General features: G+C 49.5%; 15 protein-coding genes. 8 read left to right on the top strand and 7 right to left on the bottom strand.

Features of this window, described 5'->3' with window-relative positions; genetic code table 11:
* Nucleotides 1-11: 11 nt before the first annotated feature.
* Nucleotides 12-677 carry a GTP pyrophosphokinase family protein gene (locus ACEPSU_RS10920; protein WP_260338661.1) on the top strand — a complete coding sequence of 222 codons (666 nt, stop codon included), beginning with the start codon at nucleotides 12-14 and terminating at the stop codon, nucleotides 675-677.
* A gap of 70 nt (nucleotides 678-747) precedes the next feature.
* Here the strand turns inward: ACEPSU_RS10920 and ACEPSU_RS10915 are convergent, their stop codons facing one another.
* Nucleotides 748-2,010: an ISL3 family transposase gene (locus ACEPSU_RS10915; RefSeq protein ID WP_395323154.1), complete on the bottom strand. Its 1,263-nt coding sequence runs from the start codon at nucleotides 2,008-2,010 to the stop codon at nucleotides 748-750.
* A gap of 568 nt (nucleotides 2,011-2,578) precedes the next feature.
* Nucleotides 2,579-2,782 (bottom strand): YjzD family protein, encoded by a 204-nt coding sequence (locus ACEPSU_RS10910; protein ID WP_020090470.1) that lies wholly within the window; start codon nucleotides 2,780-2,782, stop codon nucleotides 2,579-2,581.
* A 371-nt stretch (nucleotides 2,783-3,153) separates the two neighbouring features.
* Between ACEPSU_RS10910 and ACEPSU_RS10905 the strand changes: the two genes are divergently transcribed.
* Nucleotides 3,154-4,350 carry a cation:proton antiporter gene (locus ACEPSU_RS10905; protein ID WP_020090469.1) on the top strand — a complete coding sequence of 399 codons (1,197 nt, stop codon included), beginning with the start codon at nucleotides 3,154-3,156 and terminating at the stop codon, nucleotides 4,348-4,350.
* Nucleotides 4,351-4,544: 194 nt separating this feature from the next.
* Here the strand turns inward: ACEPSU_RS10905 and ACEPSU_RS10900 are convergent, their stop codons facing one another.
* A complete protein-coding gene (locus tag ACEPSU_RS10900) occupies nucleotides 4,545-7,271 on the bottom strand; it encodes a YfhO family protein (protein ID WP_395321601.1) in 2,727 nt (908 codons plus the stop codon).
* Nucleotides 7,272-8,001: 730 nt separating this feature from the next.
* Between ACEPSU_RS10900 and ACEPSU_RS10895 the strand changes: the two genes are divergently transcribed.
* The 5 genes from ACEPSU_RS10895 (at nucleotide 8,002) to ACEPSU_RS10875 (ending at nucleotide 15,207) form a co-directional block, all read left to right on the top strand.
* On the top strand, nucleotides 8,002-8,694 hold the full coding sequence (locus ACEPSU_RS10895) for a response regulator transcription factor (RefSeq protein WP_395321599.1): 693 nt from the start codon (nucleotides 8,002-8,004) through the stop codon (nucleotides 8,692-8,694).
* A complete protein-coding gene (locus tag ACEPSU_RS10890; protein WP_395361543.1) occupies nucleotides 8,684-10,018 on the top strand; it encodes a sensor histidine kinase in 1,335 nt (444 codons plus the stop codon). The genes ACEPSU_RS10895 and ACEPSU_RS10890 overlap by 11 nt, the downstream gene beginning before the upstream one ends.
* A 308-nt stretch (nucleotides 10,019-10,326) precedes the next feature.
* Nucleotides 10,327-11,292, top strand: a complete 966-nt coding sequence (locus tag ACEPSU_RS10885; RefSeq protein ID WP_020090384.1) for a LacI family DNA-binding transcriptional regulator — start codon at nucleotides 10,327-10,329, stop codon at nucleotides 11,290-11,292.
* A gap of 196 nt (nucleotides 11,293-11,488) precedes the next feature.
* On the top strand, nucleotides 11,489-12,853 hold the full coding sequence (locus ACEPSU_RS10880) for an SLC45 family MFS transporter (protein ID WP_020090383.1): 1,365 nt from the start codon (nucleotides 11,489-11,491) through the stop codon (nucleotides 12,851-12,853).
* Nucleotides 12,854-12,951: 98 nt separating this feature from the next.
* On the top strand, nucleotides 12,952-15,207 hold the full coding sequence (locus ACEPSU_RS10875) for a glycoside hydrolase family 65 protein (RefSeq protein WP_395321593.1): 2,256 nt from the start codon (nucleotides 12,952-12,954) through the stop codon (nucleotides 15,205-15,207).
* A gap of 297 nt (nucleotides 15,208-15,504) precedes the next feature.
* Here ACEPSU_RS10875 and ACEPSU_RS10870 read toward each other — a convergent pair whose 3' ends face one another.
* From ACEPSU_RS10870 to ACEPSU_RS10860, 3 genes are all read right to left on the bottom strand, one after another.
* Entirely contained in the window at nucleotides 15,505-15,942 is a 438-nt protein-coding gene (locus ACEPSU_RS10870) for a hypothetical protein (protein ID WP_395321591.1), read from the bottom strand.
* A gap of 361 nt (nucleotides 15,943-16,303) precedes the next feature.
* Nucleotides 16,304-16,573 (bottom strand): 30S ribosomal protein S14, encoded by a 270-nt coding sequence (gene rpsN, locus ACEPSU_RS10865; protein ID WP_020088692.1) that lies wholly within the window; start codon nucleotides 16,571-16,573, stop codon nucleotides 16,304-16,306.
* A gap of 205 nt (nucleotides 16,574-16,778) precedes the next feature.
* Nucleotides 16,779-17,813, bottom strand: a complete 1,035-nt coding sequence (locus tag ACEPSU_RS10860; protein ID WP_020088693.1) for an aldose epimerase family protein — start codon at nucleotides 17,811-17,813, stop codon at nucleotides 16,779-16,781.
* Nucleotides 17,814-18,100: 287 nt separating this feature from the next.
* Here ACEPSU_RS10860 and ACEPSU_RS10855 point away from each other — a divergent pair, with 287 nt between their 5' ends.
* Nucleotides 18,101-18,922 (top strand): alpha/beta hydrolase, encoded by an 822-nt coding sequence (locus ACEPSU_RS10855; protein ID WP_395321588.1) that lies wholly within the window; start codon nucleotides 18,101-18,103, stop codon nucleotides 18,920-18,922.
* Between the two features lie 43 nt (nucleotides 18,923-18,965).
* On the opposite strand, the gene ACEPSU_RS10850 is transcribed toward ACEPSU_RS10855, so the two are convergent.
* A complete protein-coding gene (locus ACEPSU_RS10850) occupies nucleotides 18,966-19,784 on the bottom strand; it encodes a Cof-type HAD-IIB family hydrolase (protein ID WP_395321586.1) in 819 nt (272 codons plus the stop codon).
* Between the last annotated feature and the right edge of the window lie 165 nt (nucleotides 19,785-19,949).

The raw sequence follows: 19,949 nt of genomic DNA, 5'->3' as shown, positions 1-19,949 counted from the left end.
GAAGGATTAACATGGCTAACGAGAATTTACCAACGCAGTTTCCCAATGATCCAACGTCGCTGGCGGCGGTTGATAACTTTCGGCGGTTGATGCTGGACTACAATAGTGCCGTGAAAGTGGTACGTACTAAAATTGAGTATCTCGACCAGGAGTATCAAATTTTACACGGCCACACACTGGTTGATAGTCTACAGTCGCGAATCAAGTCGCCAGAGAGCATTTTGGAAAAGGTGCAACGTAAGCACTTTGATTTTGACTTACAGAAATTACCAGAAGAAATGCATGATATCGCCGGTATCCGGATCATCGTTCGCTTTGAAGATGATATCCTCGCGATGGAGAGTCGCCTGGAGAAGCAGCCGGATATTCAGATTTTAAGGCGCAAGGATTACATCACGCATCCCAAGCCCAACGGTTACCGCAGTCTGCATTTGATCCTGTCGGTCCCCGTATATCTGGATGCCGGGGTCGAGCCAGTGAAAGTGGAAGTTCAGATCAGAACGATTGCCATGAATTTCTGGGCGTCACTGGAACATGAACTGAGTTATAAAAAGAATGTCCAGCATCAGGCTGAGCTCCGCAAAGAGTTAATTGCTAAGGCAGAGTTGGTACATCAGCTGGACCAGGACATGAACGGAATTAAGAATGAGATTCGGGCCGAAGACGGGCAGCTTTAGGCGGCTCGTGGTTAGTAATTGAGGCTCTTTGTCAACGAGTGTTGATGAGGGGGAATTTAAGAGGTTCAATTCATTTTCGAATTGGGCCTCTTTTTTGGACCCTGATTTTGAATTCAATTTGTATTCTATAACTGAAGTTGATCCAATTACGGTATCCATAGGCGGTGCGCTTTATCTGTTTAATTTTACGGTTAACGCCTTCAATTGGGCCATTTGAGATAGAACACTGTGTCATATTTTCAATAAACCGTATCTTATGAATAAAGGTGTGGACGGTCTCTAGAAGTTGAGGACTAACGTTCTCAACTTCACCCAAAGCTTCGATAAAGGCGGAGTAGTCGCGTTTTTGAATAGCTTCGGTTAAAGCGTGGGCAGAGTAATAGGTGTTTTTGAATTGCTGATTTAGTTCTACACCTTCCAGTACAACTTGCTCTTGGGTTAAATGGTCTTTAAGGTGTGAAAACCAGTGTGTTTTGGTCTTCTCAAGGTCTTTATAGTTCTTCAAGTAGAGACGCCAATAATACTTAAGAACACGATATTCACGAGTATTTTTAGGGAATTGTTTCATCAACTGAACGCGGGTCTGGTTCAGTGAACGTAAGGTCATTTGAACCAGATGGAAATTGTCGGCGACTATTACAGCTTTAGGGAAGATCTTACGGATAACGGATTGGTATTGTGCGTTGAAGTCCATGACAACACGAGTAACTTTTTTCCTATTCTTTAGAGAATAGTGATTTAGGAAAAATTCTCCAATTTCTTTGTTCTTTCGTCCTGGCAAGATGGTGATAAGGTCGTGCTTTTTAGCATCAATAGCGATAAAGCTCATTTGATTGCCAGTAGAACGAAACTCATCAATACACAAAGAAGTGGGAAGACCATTGTATGCCGGCCTGGTTTGCTTCCCAAGGGCTACTAGTTGTCGACTAACTGTGTTAGTCGACACGTTGTATTGTGAAGCGATACTGGTCATAGTTCGATCTGTGGTTAGCTCTTTTGTAATGCTATGATTAATGCTTTGAGATATCTGATGTTTTTTCTTTACGACAGGTGTTTGGGCAATTTGTGTGTGACCACAGCTCTTGCAGAGAAAACGTTGTTTGCGTAAAATTAGTAGAGCTGTCCGTTCGCTAATATTAGGAATCCTGATATTCACTGTTTTGAAGCCATTTCTAACGACTTCATGTTTGCCACAACGTGGGCAAACATTTACGGTATACGACAGGTCGGCATAGATTCGCAAAGCGTCACGTGAATTATCTTGTACGCTAAAATTAGTAATATTTTGGTCTTTAATTTGCAGTAGTTTTCTTGTAGACTGTTCTTGGGACATGTCATCATTCTCGCTTTCAATTGGTTTTCGTCGACTTGATTGTAGCATAGAGGTGACATGCCTCTTTTTTTGACTAAAAATGGTGTTGATGGATTTCTCCATCAACACCAGATATCATAGAACCGTAATTGAAAAGGGCGCTACCTGGCAGAAGTTGTTTCTTGCTAGGTAGCGCCCTGTTTTAATGTGGCATGTTGTTTTAGGGAAACAGGTGAGTGCTTGTGACTGGATTGGTTTAGTTCGTTTGATTCTCTCTCGCCAAGATGTCCGGAAATGTGCGGCCTCTGAAACGTGTTCAGTCGGGCAGGTCCCTGCGCTTAACCCAGCTAAGCACCGGCTCGGTTCCACCGAGCGGGCACTTAGCTACGTTAATGCTCAGGACCTACCGCCCGCCTTCACACTCTGGTCGAGTTCCGCAAGCCAGACTCCTCCGCTTAGAAAAATAAGGAACTCCTGCCCGGCATAGCCGAACAGAAGCTCCTTATTTCCCTAATGCTCAGAGTCAAAGCGGCTTGCTCCACTCTCTGCAAAAGGTCCTGGTTGTTTCGGTCATGCTTATTGTGAACGCTTATTTACCTTCAGAAGACTTGACGTCGCTCCGGCCAAGTAGCATAATCCCGTTGACAGCGATAACTGCTACCACTGCCATGGTAATGCCAATTGACGTTGGATCGTAGGTTACTTGTTTCAAGGCACCAACGATGTAGCCAATGACCTCACCAAAGATAACCGCCCAAAAAATCACGACTAAGTTAGATTCTAACCACTTCACACGCGTCACCTCACAATCGTTATTAGTTTAACACGATTCTGGGGTCGCGGGTAGCTATAAATTTGGCGGTGGCGGTCGGAATGTAATAATTTTGGGTGTAGGGCTTAGTTGTGGGGCTGAAGTATCTGACCTGGTGCGGTTGGGTTGCGGTGGGGTCCGTTGTTCTGTATAATGTAAACTAATTAAATTAAAGATGGTTGAAGCGACTGCTTTCAAGAATAGTGTTCTCCTTGGGTTGGGAGAGCCGTTTTGAAGCGGTCGCTTTTTGGCTGCTTGGGGTAAAATGGGCAGCTATTGGGGGCTAAATCGATACACAAAAACCAGCCATAATAGGAATTTAAACTATATTTGTCAGCCAAAGGAGGCTACTCGTGGAACTCTTAAGAAATTTAACGTTAATTCTATTAGCAACAACGATTGTCGGGCACTACAGTACGCGCATCGGGATTCCAGCCGTCATCGGACAACTCTTGGTGGGGGTCATCATTGGCCCGGCCATGTTAGGCTGGATCAGCCTGACGCACGTCCTTGAAAGCTACGCCGAACTGGGTGTCATTATTCTGATGTTTATTGCGGGACTGGAGAGTGATCTGAAGCTCCTGAAACGTTACCTGAAACCCAGTGTGCTTGTGGCGTTGATGGGGGTCCTGATTCCAGTAATCGGGACGTATGTGGTGGGGATGCTCTACCACCTCGGTACCACGGAGAGTCTCTTCATCAGTGTGATCTTCGCGGCAACTTCCGTGTCGATCTCGGTGGAAGTCTTGAAAGAAATGAACGCGCTGAACAGCCGGGAAGGTACCACGATCCTTGGCGCCGCCGTCGTCGATGACGTGTTGGCCGTAATTATCCTGAGTGTGCTGGTTTCCACCACCGGGACGGCCGTAGGCGATACCGCTGCGGCTTCCGGGAGTTTACTGCTGACGACGATTGAACAGGTCGTTTACTTTGCGGCCATCTACTTTGTGGTCCGTTGGGTCGCACCATACATGGCGAAAATCGGTGACCGCCTGATGATCCCGATGGGGCAGACGCTGATGGCCATTATCCTGTGTTTTGGGATGGCCTATGTGGCCGAATTGGTGGGCTTGAGTGACGTGGTTGGGGCATTCTTTGCCGGAATCGCGATCTCGCAAACGAGTGCAAAATCCACCGTCGATCGCCACATTGAGCCCATTGGTTACGCACTGTTCATCCCAGTCTTCTTCGTTAGCATTGGGTTGAACATGGACTTCAACGGGTTGGGTAAGCAGATTGGGTTCATCGCGGTACTAACCGTCGTCGCGGTACTGACCAAGTTGGTCGGGGCCGGAGCGGGTGCCAAGATGGCCGGCTTCTCGTTGGATAGTTCCACAGCAGTCGGTGCCGGGATGGTCTCACGGGGTGAAATGGCCCTGATCATTGCCCAGATTGGATTTACGGCAAAGCTAATGTCGCCGGTGCGGTACTCAGCCATTGTGGCAGCGATTATCATCGCTACGTTAGTCGCACCGTTCCTGTTGCGGGTCACGATGAACCGGGCCCATCGCGGGGAGGTTGACCGCTCTAAGGTACGGCCATCAGAATAGTATCGGAAGAGAAGTAAGGGACGGCCTAATCGTGGCCGTCCTGTTTTTGAGCAGTGGTGATGAAGAGAAATTTTGGACTAAAGCGATGTTTCACAAAAAAGTGAGACAGATTCTGCCAAAATGACATTAGTAGTAAGTAGCGGGTAAAAAAGAGGGTCAGCTCAAGCTGAGCTGACCCTCTGTCAAAATTTTAATTAAGATTGATCTTCTTCACGTTGTGCCTTGCGCTGTCGTAATGGTCGTAACCATTCCCCAGCAATCAACAAGAAGATGAAGATGGCGGCCCCTAAAGCACTCAGTAGGGCGCCCACTGTCAGCCCCGGCGTGGTGTACTTCAGGATCACGTGGTTTTTGCCCACGTGAATCGGCACGCCAATCATCCCGCGGTAGTTCTTCACTACGGGGATGATCGACTGGGCGTGCATAGCCGAACGAATCTTGACCGGTTTACCGTTGACGGTGGCTTGCCAGCCCGGCATATCAGGAATCGACACGTAGAGCAAGCGCCGTTGCGCCGTACCCGTGACGTGGCCCGATAACCAGGTAACGCCACTCTTACGGTCCAGCTTGAAGCGTTGCTGCTTCAGACTCTGGGCTAGTTTGACGTACTTGGCTTGATCTAACGAAACGAATTCGTTGCCGTAACCGGCTTGAGGACGCGAGGTGACGTAACTGACCGTTATGACCTCACCCTTAGTGTGCTGCCCCAGCTTGAAGACGTAGCGCGTACCATCGGCGTTGATCAGTGGCTTAGCTTTCTTACCGTTGACCAACAGGCTAGAGTAAATAACGTTGGCCGATGGGGAGTAAGCGTGCACAAGTCCGGTTGCGTTGACCCGGAGCTTAAACGTTTGTACGTACCGCGGTCCCTGATGTCGGTTGCGTTTGGCTGTGGCTCTGGCTGCTTCCTTAGCCGTGGCCTTGTGTGTAGTAACGTCCATGACCGTTGCCCGGGCCAGCGTATTCGGCTGTGCACCTAAGGCATCCAGAATCATCTGCTGATTGAACAGCGCTGTCTGGTCGCGAAGCTGCACGTCGGCTAGCTTACTAGGTACGGCAAATCCCAGACCGGCATATGAGTTCAACCGCGTTACGGGATGCTTATTGTCGGCGTTCAGGCGATACTTCACACTGAACAGGGTGTCGGTCAAGTGCGTGTAGCCCTGCGCACTGATCCGGCGCACATTCGGACTGAAGTAGCCCAGGTCGTGTTGGAAGACCCGTGACTGTTCGTCCAGTGTAGACGAGTACGAGCTCAGTCCGGCATAGTCGAACATTAGCGGATCGTTGTAGTGGTTATACGGTCCAGTGTAGGCTTTACCGATCGTCGAATGCAGGTAGTCGACTCGGTGCAGATTGAACTTGGTCGAGGACGCATCGATCTTGTTAAGAATTGCAGAGTCCTTTTTGAAATACTTCTCGAACTTCGTCTCGGACCCGAAATCCATCCCATGCGTGGCGATGTAGAGGTTGCCACCCAACTCGCAGGAGATGATCAGACCCAGCAGGCCGATTCGAATCGGTCGCCACTCAGTCACGAAGATCAGCATGGTGTTGAGCAATAACAGGCCTAAAGCCAGCCATAGTAAGTGGAAATTAGGTTGACTGTTGAGGTAAAGGTCGTTGTTATAGCTGGGGAACATCTTCGCCCACAGCTTGGGGATGAATTGGGCCGACACGAAGCCAATCGTCAGCAATCCAGCGCCCCACAATAGGGCAAGAATCTTCTGTGGATCGTTCATGGTCTGATCGGGATGCGTTTGCCAAGCGCGATAGGCCGTGACGATGGCTAAAAAGGTGAAAAAGTAGACGTTTCGGAACGGGAAGCCGGCTGGTTGCTGGAGCATGTGCCAGATGGTGTTAAACACCGTCAAGAACAGGCTCAAGCCCATCGCAATCAGTAGCCACATCGTCCGGGTCTTTTCGACCGCTTTGATCTTCGGTGACACGAAGTAGACGATCAGCAAGAGAAACATCAGGGTCCCCATGAATAAGCTCGGTGCGTGATAGAGATGTGATGTGAAGTCAGTCGTCCCCACCCCAAACTGGGCGAGCACTTCCGGTCCAAACAGTGGTGTAGGCAGATAGTTGTCCGCGAAGAAGTTACCCTTCCCCGTTTGCAACATGCCTAAGCCCGTTGGAATCAGGACAATCATCGACATCATGCCGGCTAGTAGCGAGCCGAAGATGAATTGTCGAATCGCTGGCCAGTGCATCCGCCAAGTCTCCCTGAAAGGCGTGGGTACCAGCTGGTGTTCCACGGTCAAGTAGATGAAGTACATGAGCGAAAACAGGCAGGTCATGTAACCCAGGTAATAATTGGACAGAATGGTCAGCGTTAAACTCGCAGTGTAGAGACCAAAATGGTGTGAACTAACGATTCGGTGAAGCCCTAAAGCCACGATTGGCAACCAAATCAGGGCGTCCAACCACATGATATCGTAGAAGTACATGGCCACAAAGCCACACAGGCTAAAGGCCGTTGAGAACAGCAGGAGTGACCAACCACTACGCAGAAATGCGTGGCGCAGGAAAATCGCCATGGTCAGGCCAATCGTGCCAATTTTTAAAATGACGATCCAAGCAATCGCAGTCGGTAACTGCGCCGCTGGAAAGAAGAAAATCAAAAGATTAAACGGACTAATGACGTAGTAGGTCAATAATGGCACCATACTACTACCCGTCCCCAATGCGAATGAAAATAGATGGAACTGCCCGTGCGTCACGGTCGAGCGCAGATACTCCAGGATCGGAACGTACTGTGCGCCCGTGTCGCTAAACAACAGACTATGCTTGCCAAATGGTGTAACCTTCAGTTGCCAGAAGACCACACATGTGATGACCAGCGGAATTAAAAATGCCCCCAAATACACCCAACGGCTAGCTCTTAACTGCGCCAAGGTGTTGTGATGTCGCTCCATAAAAACCCCTCCGTTGATGACAATCAAAATGTCTAACCCTAATAGGATAACATTCTCTGTACTCGGATAAAAGTTTACCTTAAATCCCGGGCACTGCGGCAAAGAACGTGCTAAACTTCGAATAAACTTAGACTTTGGTAAGGAAAATGACTTAAGGTTGCGTTATCGTTAATTTAGTAGACTATGATTCTAGTTAATGTTGGGTGTTACCTGTGGCTATTATGGATTTCGCCTGTTGTGGGGATCATCGCCTTGCCGGGTGATGCAAATCAACCGTGACGCTATGGGCGGACGCCCGGAGCCACAGAGCGGTCTCCAGGCTTACTTTGAACCTCAAAATTCGAGTTTCAAAGACACCAAATTCTCTAAGCGGTAAAGAACACCGCTTAGAGAATTCCCATGGCTTGGTCGATTTGCCTCGCCCTCACGGCTCACATAGCGGTTTACCGTGACAGTGAGGTTAGCAGCGATAGGCAGGTGTCCATTGTTAGTCTTGACTAAGGGTCTAGTGTTAACTGATTCTGAATGAAATTGACTAGAATTTTAAAAGTTAGGCTAAATAATAGCAGCATGTGTCTTGATGACCATGAGTTCATGGTACGCTTAGACCAGATTAGCATTAAGTGCTAGGTGAGACAGTTTGCTTTTTCATCGTGAGGGCCACATCTGGCAAGACATTACTAAATTAATTATGTTATCCAATTTTGAAAAACTAAAGGAGGAATGCCCGTTGAGTACTACTGCTAAAGTGTTGGTCGTGGAAGATGAACGTGAATTATCCGCGGACATTGTCGAATTAATTAAACCGATTTGTGAAACAACCACTGCATTTGATGGTGAACAGGGTGAATTTTTGGCCAGCCAGGGGGTCTTTGACGCAATTATCTTAGACTTAATGCTGCCTGGAGAGAGTGGGCTGGATCTTTTACTACACATCCGCAATCAGGAGATTAAGACGCCCGTGCTCATCTTGACGGCTAAGGATACGATTGCTGATAAGTTGCGGGGCTTCAATGATGGGGCCGATGACTACGTAACCAAGCCGTTTCACCGTGAAGAACTGTTGGCTCGAGTGAAGGCCTTATTGAAGCGCACAGGCTATCTGAACAGCACCAATGTTATTAGTCTCGGTCAGCTGGAAATCAACACCAGCAAGCACTTAGCCACGTTTAAAGGGGAGCCACTGACACTGAAGGGCCGTGAGTTCGATCTGTTGGCCTATTTGGTGGCGAACCCCGGCACGATTATCACGAAGGAACAGATCTTTAACCGGTTATGGGGCTTCGATTCCGAGACCAGTCTCTCCGTTGTCGAGGTCTACATGAGTAACTTGCGAAAGGAGCTCAAGAATGCCGGCAGTGACCTGTCGTTACGGACGATCCGTAACGCGGGGTACATTGTGGAGGCCCCCGATGAGCAATAAGGTGAATCGCGCCCAACAGTGGCGGTTATTTATCAGCAATTTTATTGGATTCACCATTATCTTCGTTCTACTGGGAATCATTGTTTTCGTGCTATTTTGCAACGCGATGCTGACCAGTACCGACCAAGCGTTACGCGTCGAACGGTCCTCCCGATTGAACGGTGGTCCGTTAGCGAAGAAGACAGTGGTTCAGGGCAAACAGCCCGGCAGTCGGGTTCCGGCTAGCAAGGCGATTCATCCGTTTATGACGACCACGCTGATTTTCGATGATCAGGGTGAAATCGCCAATCGCGATCAACTGGGTTCTCGCTATGAGACACTGAGAAATATCACACTGGATAAGTCGCAGGTCGGCCAGTTACACACGATTCAGGTTGGCGGTAAGTATAATTTCCGGACGCTATTGGTTAAGGTGCCCAAACGCAATTCGGATAGATTAGTCGCGGGAAAGTACCTGTTGCTCATGGAAAATATCGACCCACAGAAGGCAGCGATGAGTAATTTTACCCGCGTACTGCTGATCACAATGGGGATCTTCTGGTTGTTATCAATTTTGATGAGTATCTGGATGTCACGCCTGACTATGCGACCAATCTTGAAGTCGTGGGGCCGGCAGACGGAATTCGTGGGCAACGCGGCACATGAATTGCGGACGCCCCTGACCATCATTCAGAACAAATTAGAACTTTTACTGACGAAGCCCAACGATAAAATTATCGATCAGGCGGAAAATATTGCCATTGCCAATAGTGAGAGTCAGCGACTACAGAAGCTGACGCAAGATTTATTGGCCTTGGCGCGGTCGGACTCCAATACGCTGCAGACAAACTTTGAGAGGACGCCCGTAGCGTCATTCTTGCAGCAAACGGTGGAACCCTATACGGAGATTGCGGCTAGCCAGGGAAAGAACCTGGTCTTAGCACCGGTCGCGGATTTTCATGCGACGTTAGATCAGAACCTGGTGCATCAATTGTTAAACATTTTAATCGACAACGCTCTGAAGTATTCGCCCAAGGACAGCACGATTACGTTATCGGCGAAGGTCGTCGGTCGCAAGTGGCAGTTGGTTGTTGCCGATCAAGGAATCGGGGTCAATGAGACTGAATGGAAACGAATCTTTGACCGCTTCTATCGCGTCGACAGCTCGCGGAGCCGCCAAACTGGTGGCAATGGGTTGGGCCTATCAATTGCCCATTGGATTGTAAACCTGCACCACGGCAACATTGCGGTGAAGGCCAACGATCCGCAGGGCAGCCGGTTCATCACGACCTTGCCACTGAACCCGCCGGTCGGGTTGGGTGGTCACCGTGAGAAGCAGGTTTAACTGATTGCGTTTGAATGCGTATAGAAATGCGTGATTAAAATATCTTTTACCGGTAATCAAGTGCGACTGGCGGTAAAGGATATTTTTTGAATCTAATCCGAATGATGCTGGCTTTTGCCCAACTATGCAGTCAGTGGGTAGGGCCTGCTTTCTCGTGTGAGGGCCCGCAGCTAGCTTAGCCTTCCGACCGACAAACATAGACCAATTTTAGATGATTGGCGGGTAGAACTGTTTTAATCGGCTCATTTCTATGGTAAGATTTGATTCAATAGGACTTTAAAGTCAGCGCATAAGGAGCTTTTGAAGAGATGTTAACAATCCGTGATATTGCCGCTAAGGCGGGCGTTTCGGTTTCCACAGCCTCCCGGGCATTGAATAACAATCCACGTATCAGCGCCGCTACCCGGAAACGGATTCAGGCGTTAGCCGCAGCCGAGGGCTACCGGCCCAATTATAATGCCAAGAACCTCACGTCTGGCGAGGCTAATGCGGTGGGCGTCGTGTTTCCCACGTCCGACCGTAACTCAACGGATAACCCGTTCTATATCGACATTTTACGGGGAATCAACACCGAACTGATGAAGCGCCAGTACGTTCTGTCCGTGGCCATCAGCAAGACGGCCGATGCGCTGTTAGAGAACGTGAAATCCATGGTGGCTCAAGGGAAGATCAAGCGGTTCGTGTTGCTTTATGTGGACCAGAATGACCCCGTGGCGGCTTTCCTGCGTGACAAGCATCTCCATTTTGTGACCATTGGGGAACCAGTCGATGGCACACATGATTATTTCGTGGATAACGACAACTTGGAAGCGGGGATCGGTGGGGCAGCCTACCTCCTAGACCAATTGGCTGTGAAACATCCTGTGTTCGTCGAGTCCGGGCACGATTGGGGCTATGAACGACAACGACGCCAAGGTTACGAACGGGTAGCCGCTCAGTTCAACGTGGAGCCGCTGACCTGCAAGCTCAGTGATATTGAGTACGCGCAGTCGTTTATTAAGCATCACCCCGAAATTGATGGGATCATGGCAACTGATGACTTCAATGCCATCGAGTTTTACCGCTTGGTGCGCGAACAGGTCGCTGTCAGTCATTTTCCGGTGGTCAGTTACAACCATTCGTTGCCAGCTGGTCTGACGGATGCCGACCTGCACTCCGTCAATCTATTCCCCGAGAAGATGGGGTCCGCTACGGTCAGCCTGTTGTTTGGCGATCGGCAGACTGGGGATGCCAGTGCCGCTAAACAAATCAGAATTCCGTATGAAATTAAATAAAAAATTAGGGTCCGGTTTGCGGGAGAAAAATCCCACAACCGGGCCTTTTTTAACTGTCAGGTGTGAAAAAGTGCACGAATAAACTTTTGCGCAAACGGTTGCATTTAGATGTAAGCGGTGCCATAATGAACTCACGCGATAAGTAATTACTTAGCAATTATTAAAATTGAAATTAACCTGAGGAGGTTTTTGGATCATGGCAGACGAATCATTATCGGCCGAAGAAGCCAAGAAACATAACGGTTTACCGACATTATCAGCCAGTACCATTTGGATGATCAACTTTGGATACTTGGGGGTACAAACCGCCTTCACCTTGCAAAGTTCTCAAATGAGTCGGATATTCCAAACGATTGGGGCCGACCCGAATAGTTTGGGGTGGTTCTTCATTTTACCACCATTAGCTGGGATGATCGTGCAACCGATTGTCGGATACTATTCCGACAGAACTTGGGCACCTAAGTTGGGTGGTCGGCGGTTACCTTATCTCTTGTTAGGGACCATCGTGGCCGTCATCGTCATGTGTCTGTTGCCGAACTCCGGGAGTATGGGCTTTGGATATGCGTCATTAGCCGCCTTGCTCTTCGGGGCCATCACCGTGGCCTTCCTGGACTTGTCCTCTAACGTTGCCATGCAGCCATTCAAGATGATGGTTGGGGATATGGTCAACGATGACCAGAAGAGTTATGCCTACGGGATTCAAAGTTTCTTATCCAACACGGGTGCCGTGTTAGCTGCGATCTTACCCTTCCTGTTCGCGGCGATTGGCCTAGCCAATACCGCTGCCAAAGGGGTTGTGCCTGCTACGGTTACGGTAGCCTTCTATGTTGGGGCAATTCTGTTAGTCATCACGAGTCTATTCACGATTTTCCGGGTCAAAGAATACGATCCAGATACCTACGCCAAGTACCATGGGATTTCCAAAGAAGATAACGCAACCGGTGGGAACTGGTGGACGCTATTGAAGTCGGCTCCTAAGATTTTCTGGACGGTTACCTTAGTCCAATTCTTCTGCTGGGTGGCCTTCCAATATCTCTGGACTTACTCTGCTGGGGCCATTGCTTCTAACGTTTGGCACACCACCAACGCTGCATCCGCTGGTTACCAAGCTGCCGGAAACTGGTACGGGGTTTTAGCCGCCGTGCAATCCATTGCCGCCGTTGTCTGGTCATACGTCTTAGCTAAGTTACCAAACAGTGTTCACAAGTTAGGTTATGCTGGGAGCTTAGGTTTAGGTGCCCTCGGGTTCATTTCCGTCTTCTTCGTCCACAACCAGTACGCGTTGATTATTTCCTTCATCCTCGTGGGGATTGCTTGGGCGGCCATGAACACTTACCCACTGACGATGGTTACCAACGCCTTATCTGGTGCGCACATGGGGACTTACTTGGGCCTGTTCAACGGTTCAATCTGTTTGCCACAAATCGTGGCTTCCTTAGCCAGCTTCGCGTTGTTCCCATTGTTTGGGCACGCCCAGGCCAACATGTTCCTGTTAGCAGGGATCATCATGGCCATTGGTGCCTTGTCCGTCTTCACCATCAAGGAAACTTATCGCGCTTAGTTTTGCTAGAAAGTCAGCGTCAATTTCTGTAAAGTTAAGACTTAATCTATAAAATAACGATGAAACAAACTCGAAATGATAAAAGGAGAAATGACACGATGAAACGAATTTTTGAGGTACAACCGTGGAACGTCATCACCCATACCTTTGACCCCAAAGACAAACGCCTCCAGGAATCCATGACCAGTATCGGAAATGGCTACATGGGAATGCGTGGCGACTTTGAAGAAGGCTACAGCGGCGATTCGCTTCAAGGAATCTACTTGGGTGGTGTCTGGTATCCAGACAAGACCCGGGTCGGCTGGTGGAAGAACGGCTATCCCAAGTACTTTGGGAAAGTCGTCAATGCCGTCAACTTCATCAAGCTTCCCGTTGAACTTAATGGGGAAGCGGTCGATTTGGCGAAAGACACGATTTCTGACTTTACCCTCGATCTCGACCTGCACCGCTCCGTGTTGACCCGTTCCTTTACGGTTGAACGTGGCGACGTCCGTGTCGCTTTGAAATTCGAACGGTTCTTGAGTGTCAGTCAACAAGAACTCTCCGCCCAAAAGGTGACGGTGAAGAACCTGGGGGCCACGGCAGTTGACATCACCTTGAAACCCAGCATCGATGCCGATGTAATGAACGAAGAAGCCAATTACGACGAGCGTTTCTGGGACGTCCTGGCCACCGACCAACGGGCCGACCGAGGGAGTATCGTCGCTAAGACTACGCCGAATCCATTTGGCACGCCGCGGTTTACCTCTGGGATGGAAATGCGCGTCGTGACGGCCCTTAACAATGTCGCCGTGACCCAACCGAACGATAAGGAAGTCATGACCGCCTACACGGGCAGCCTCGTTCCCAATGCATCAGCAGAATTAGAAAAGCGCGTGATCGTTGTGACCTCACGGGACTACGATTCGCAAGAAAAATTAACCCAGGCCATGCACGACCTGAGTGACAAGGTCGCTGGCGAAAGCTACGCGGACTTGTTAGCCGCCCACACCAAGATCTGGGCCGACCGCTGGGAAAAGTCTGACGTTGAAATTAGTGGGGATGACGCCTCGCAACAGGGGATTCGCTTCAACCTGTTCCAGTTGTTCTCCACTTACTATGGTGAGGATTCTCGCTTGAATATTGGACCTAAGGGCTTCACTGGTGAAAAGTACGGTGGCGCGACTTACTGGGATACCGAAGCCTTCGCTGTTCCCGTTTACTTGGGGATCACCAATCCTGAAGTGACCCGGAACCTCCTGATGTACCGCTATAAGCAACTCGATGGCGCCTACATCAACGCCCAGGAACAGGGGCTCAAGGGAGCCTTATTCCCAATGGTGACGTTCGACGGGATCGAGTGTCATAACGAATGGGAAATCACCTTTGAAGAAATTCACCGGAACGGGGACATTGCCTTTGCCATCTACAACTACACCCGTTACACCGGCGACACCTCCTACGTCCTACACGAAGGGGCCAAGGTCCTCTCTGAAATATCTCGTTTCTGGGCCGACCGGGTTCACTTCAGCAAGCGCAACGGCCAGTACATGATCCACGGGGTCACCGGTGCCGATGAATATGAAAACAACGTTGACAACAACTGGGATACCAACCTCCTGGCACAGTGGACGTTGAAGTATACCCTGGAAGTCTTGGATCAGGTTGATGCCGCAACGGCCAAGAAGCTCAACGTTTCCGCTGCCGAAAAGAAGCAGTGGCAAGATATCGTGGACCGGATGTACTTGCCTTACGATAAGGACTTGAACATTTTCGTTCAACACGATGGCTTCCTCGATAAGGATATCGAGCCCGTTAGCGCGATTCCAGCCGATCAACGGCCGATCAACCAACACTGGTCTTGGGATAAGATCTTGCGGTCACCGTACATCAAGCAGGGGGATGTGCTGCAAGGTGTCTGGGACTTCATCGATGACTTTACACCGGAACAGAAGAAGGCTAACTTTGACTTCTATGAACCATTGACGGTTCACGAATCCAGTCTGTCTCCAGCCATTCACGCTGTGTTGGCTGCCGACCTGGGATACGAAGATAAAGCGGTCGAACTCTACGAACGGACGGCGCGGTTGGACTTGGACAACTACAACAATGACACTACGGATGGCCTGCATATCACGGCCATGACCGGTGGCTGGATTGCCGTTGTGCAAGGCTTCGCCGGCATGCGTGTTCGTGCTGGTCAACTCCACTATGCACCATTCTTGCCAAAGAACTGGACGAGTTATTCCTTCCGGCAAGTCTTCCGTGGTCGCTTGGTTGAGGTTACGGTCGATGGTCAGGGTGCTCACTTCAAGTTACTCAGCGGTGAACCGTTGACGATTGACGTGGCCGGTAAATCAGTGGAAGTGAAATAAGTTTAAAAATTAGTTACCGTCGCTGGTTAACGCCTGATATGGTTGCAATGTAACCTTTGCGTGGCAAGCGTGTCGGAACGTGATTGGGCTGACAGACTAGTTTTAAAAATAACTGCTGATGGATGAAGTCACATGAAAGCCGTCCAGCCCACGGATCGTTGTGTGGCCTCGAAATCAGTAGTTGCGAAGGCAGATTCCAAGGTTCTCACCTCATGTTATTAAATTGAAATCTGAACTTCCAAAAAATCACCATTTTTAGTGCCGGTGAGCACTAGAAATGGTGATTTTTTAGACTATTTAGAAGTCCTGCGGGAGGTTCTCTTGTTGCTGGGCCTTGGTTTTGGCGAGGGGGGCATTGTCTTGCCAGTAGGTTAGCCATTCACCATTCATGGTCAAGCTCTCCAACTCTAACTGGTTGTCGCTGAGCAGATCTTGTTCTAGGCGTGATTTGAAAGTGGTGATCAGGTCCTGGATGGCTTGTAAATTCTGTGCAAGATCATTGCCATCTAAGGCTGCCATTTTGTCGTGAAACTCGCGGCGTAGGCCGTCCTCAATGTCGCGGAGCTTGCGTTCGTTTGTGCGGGCCAGCTTGGGTTGATTGTTGGCGTCAAAAGCCATGGCTGGGCTGATACCAACGAATTGGGCGTTGATTTTGGGTGTGTCGATACCGTAGGGGGTCTGGCCGGCGTTGCCGAACACGTCGAACTCCCGGATGACCGTTAAGACTTCTGTCATGGTAAAAACTCCTTTGTTGTGTTTGATGATTTCAGTTTAGAGCATACGAAAACCCACGTCAAACGAAGCCGCGGGCAGGGGTTGACGTGGGTTGTGTGTTTTTGTTTTGGGTTTGGGTGAGGCTGCAAGGGATTGGGAGGTAGAAAGTTAAACAATGCCTTGCTGGCGATTGTTTATGATCGTTGGACAGGTTTAGTTCATTGGACTTTCACTCGCCTTGATATCCGGAAATATGCAGCCTCCGAAACGAGTTCCGCAAGCCAGATTCCTGCGCTTAACCCCATTAAGCACCGGCTCGGTTCCACCGAGCGGGCACTTAATGACGTTAATGCTCAGAATCTAAACGGCTTGCTCCACTCTCTTACCAGCTAGCCTTCCTGACGCCCGGAATCTTCCCTTCATGGGCGAGTTGGCGGAAGTTAAGCCGCGACATCCCGAATTTCCGCATGTAAGCGTGTGGCCGGCCATCTAAGTGGTCGCGGTGGTGAATCCGGACTGGTGAGGCATTCCGGGGGAGTAAGGCCAATGCGGCGTAGTCACCGGCAGCCTTTAATTCTGCACGTTGGTCAGCGTACTTTGCGACCGTTGCTTCAATCTTTTTTTCTTTTGCAATCTTTGATTTTTTAGCCATGAATTAAGGAATCTCCTTCTATCTAATTAGTAATGATTACGTTTTGCCAGCATACCATGATGCCGCGGAGGCTGTCAACGATTTTGCTCATTAACCCATTGGGCGCTAAAACGATTGTGCTTCTCGCGCTCGTGGCGGTATGGTACACTACGACTAGCGTAAAAACGCCTCACTACCGACGGGTAGCGGGGCGTTTCTAACACTTCTAGTACTTAACTTCGTATGAGATTTGGTAAGTCTTAGTCTCACCAGCAGGTACGGACACGTCCCCAAAGTTTGGATGGTGTGGCGTATCGGACAAGGTTTGTGCTTCCAGAGCAACCCCCATGTAAGGTTGACCGGCACCAGTGGCTAACTTCATGTCAGAGGTGAAGGAGTTGGCCGTGAAGACGACCAGACCATTCCGGCTAGACTTGATGGTCACGGAGCGCTTGGATTGTGGATCGCTTAATTCAGCAATCTTATTGTCTTCGCCCGGTTCAACGTGGAACAAGTCATCGAACCCTTTTTCGTTAGTCCCTTGCATCCCGCGGATAGCTTCGCCTAAATTCTGACCCTTACTGAAGTCGAATGGCGTGCCAGCGTTTTGGATGAAGTTCCCCGTAGGAATCTTTTCACTAGTAACTTCCAAGTGTTCCTTGGCGTTGATCTGCAACGTTTGGCCGGAGATCAATTGGTCGTCACTCAGGTTGAAGTAAACGTGCAACGTTGGGTTGAAGAGGGTCAGAGCCGTTGAGTTGGACTCAAACTTCAAGTTAACGCGGTCGTTGTTGTCCAGAGAGTAGATCATCTTGGCGGTCATATCGCCAGGGAAAGAGTCATCACTCGATTTGAAGGTGTGGCTCAGGATAATCTTGGCTTCGTTTTCATCGGAGTCATCGATTTCGCCATCCCAGTTAACGGTGTTAAAGCCATGAGGGCCACCGTGAAGGTTCGTATCCTTGCCTTCGTTGGTGTCAACTTTGTAAGTCTTACCACCCATTTCGAAGGTACCGCCGCCTAAACGACCACCGATCCGGCCAATTCCCATGCAGACGTAAAACGGATTAGATAGGTAGTCTTCCATTTTATGGTAAGATAACACCAAGTTCTTGTCACCCTTATCAGTTGGGACGGATAACGTATGTAGCGTTGCCCCCCAGCTTAGAATGCCGAGTTTGACGCCGTTCTTATTTTCAATCGTATATTCGGTGACAGCCTGATTCTGGTAAGTATCCCATTTTGTTGTAGCAGTTTTCATGAGCAAGTCCTCGATTTCTATAGATTAAAGCGTTTTCATTTCTGACTCTATTCTATATTTTTATCCGTACAATTGTCAAATATAGTTGGGACGAAAATCAATAAACGGGTAACCTTTTTGACCATCAACGAGACAAAGCCCTTATTTGCGGTAATCTCAGCGCCAACAACTTTATGCGGATAATTTTTGGAAATTGCGTTTTATCATAATAAATGTTAATCGATACAGATATAACTTGTACGCAATTAAAATAACTGGCATAATGGTTTAGTTTAGGGGGGAACGCATTGACTCTTAAATGGCATTGGTTACCAACAATCGTTGTTGGCGGTTGGCTCAGCTATCGTTGGGTGAGTCGGTTAGCCGTTGCGCCACAATCACTGACGCAGCGACGAACCGATGTGACCTATTCGGCCGTACCGACCCTCCTGATTCCTGGGTGGGGTGGGCACGCGTGGACTTATAATGGCTTATTGCGCTGGTTAGCAGACCAGGGGTATGGCCACAAAGTCTTGACGGTTCGCGTTGATTGGCGCGGGAACCTCCATTTTGCTGGCGACTGGTCGGACACGGCGACGAATCCACTGATCCAGGTGTTGTTTGATCACAGTCTGACACGTGATTATCAACCACAGGTCAGGTGGCTTACGACAATCTTAGCAGCACTGAAGGCCCGCTATGGTGTGACGGCATACAATGCCGTGGCCCATTCCTGGGGCGGTAGCGCCGCGGTCCACAGCCTAGTGCTTCACGGCGACCGTTCAGACCTGCCACAGCTACGCCGATTGATTCTATTGGGGGCACCAGTTGATGAAGGAAAAGTTGGCGGTCCTGTTGACACGGCCTATGAGCGTCTGAGAGCCGCACGGCATCATTTGCCGTCAATGAGTCATGGCACTGTGATTAACGTCTATGGGACGCTTCCAGGCCGTCTCACGGACGGCTCAGTTCCCGTACACCAGGTGACCGCATTACGACCAATTTTGGCGGATAGCGCAGTGACCTACCGAGAAGTACACGTACCAGAGACGAGTCACGGTCAATTGCACGCTTCACGGAGAATGTGGCGGCTGATTGCCAGGCTGATTTGGGGCCAGATACCAAAATAACCGCCGACCTGATTTAGGTCAACGGTTAAAAGTTCAGCTTACTTTAAACTTCACCTGCTAAAATAGAATCGATGACATCGAGAACGCCATCGTGATCATTGTCAGCGGGCGTAATGAGGTCAGCCACAGCTTTAACGGTGTCCGTCCCGTTCTGCATGGCAACGCCTAAACCGACGTGAGCCAGCATGTCGCGGTCATTGTCGTTATCACCGAATGCGGCAATCTCAGCCGGGGTGATGCCCCAGGACTTCGCCAGTTGGGTCACCCCAACGGCTTTATTCATGTGAGCCGCCACGATATCGATACTACCAAAGCCGCTAGCCATGGCATTGATTTGACCAGGGAATCGGTGATTCAGCCGATCCGCTAAGTGTTGAATCGTGTCGTTTGGCCACTCACCATTGATCTTATAGAAGGTATCTTCGACCTGGGTGAGGTCGTCAACCAAGACAATGTTATTGAAGAAGTAGGCCTGAGACGTGGGGTCACTCGGGTGGTCGCGCCGGTTAATGTAAGTGCCGTGCGCACCGGATAGGCGTAAAACCTGTGGACGAAGCGTGTCGTCGGCGAGAATGGCGGCCACAATCTGATGAACAGTTGGTGTAGGGATAATATCTTCGAACAGCGTTTGCCCGTGGTCTACAATCAAACCGCCGTTTTCGGCCACAAATGTCTGGACGGCCGGTGTCGGCGCGAAGACGCGGTGTAGGTGGCCTAGGTGGTTGCCACTAGCCACAACGAAGTGGATACCGGCGGCCTCGAGTGCCGATAATTGGCGCGCAAAGCGGGGCTGGTTGTAGTGCCGATCTTGATTTAAGAAGGTTCCATCAACGTCGGTCGCAATCATTTTAATTCTTGTCATACCAAGCTCCTCATTCGTTTATTTTTTCTTAACTTTAATCATACGGGGTTCTGTTTCTGAATTCAATGTTCTAATCTGTAAGAAATATGACAAAATGATGGCGTATCACTAGTTTTTTCATTCGTAATGCTATAAACTATTAATGAATCGGTAACATAAAGGCTG

It is taken from the genome of Levilactobacillus parabrevis (genome assembly GCF_044051715.1).
GTDB classification, from domain to species: domain Bacteria; phylum Bacillota; class Bacilli; order Lactobacillales; family Lactobacillaceae; genus Levilactobacillus; species Levilactobacillus parabrevis.
This window is presented reverse-complemented; position numbering and strand designations above follow the sequence as displayed.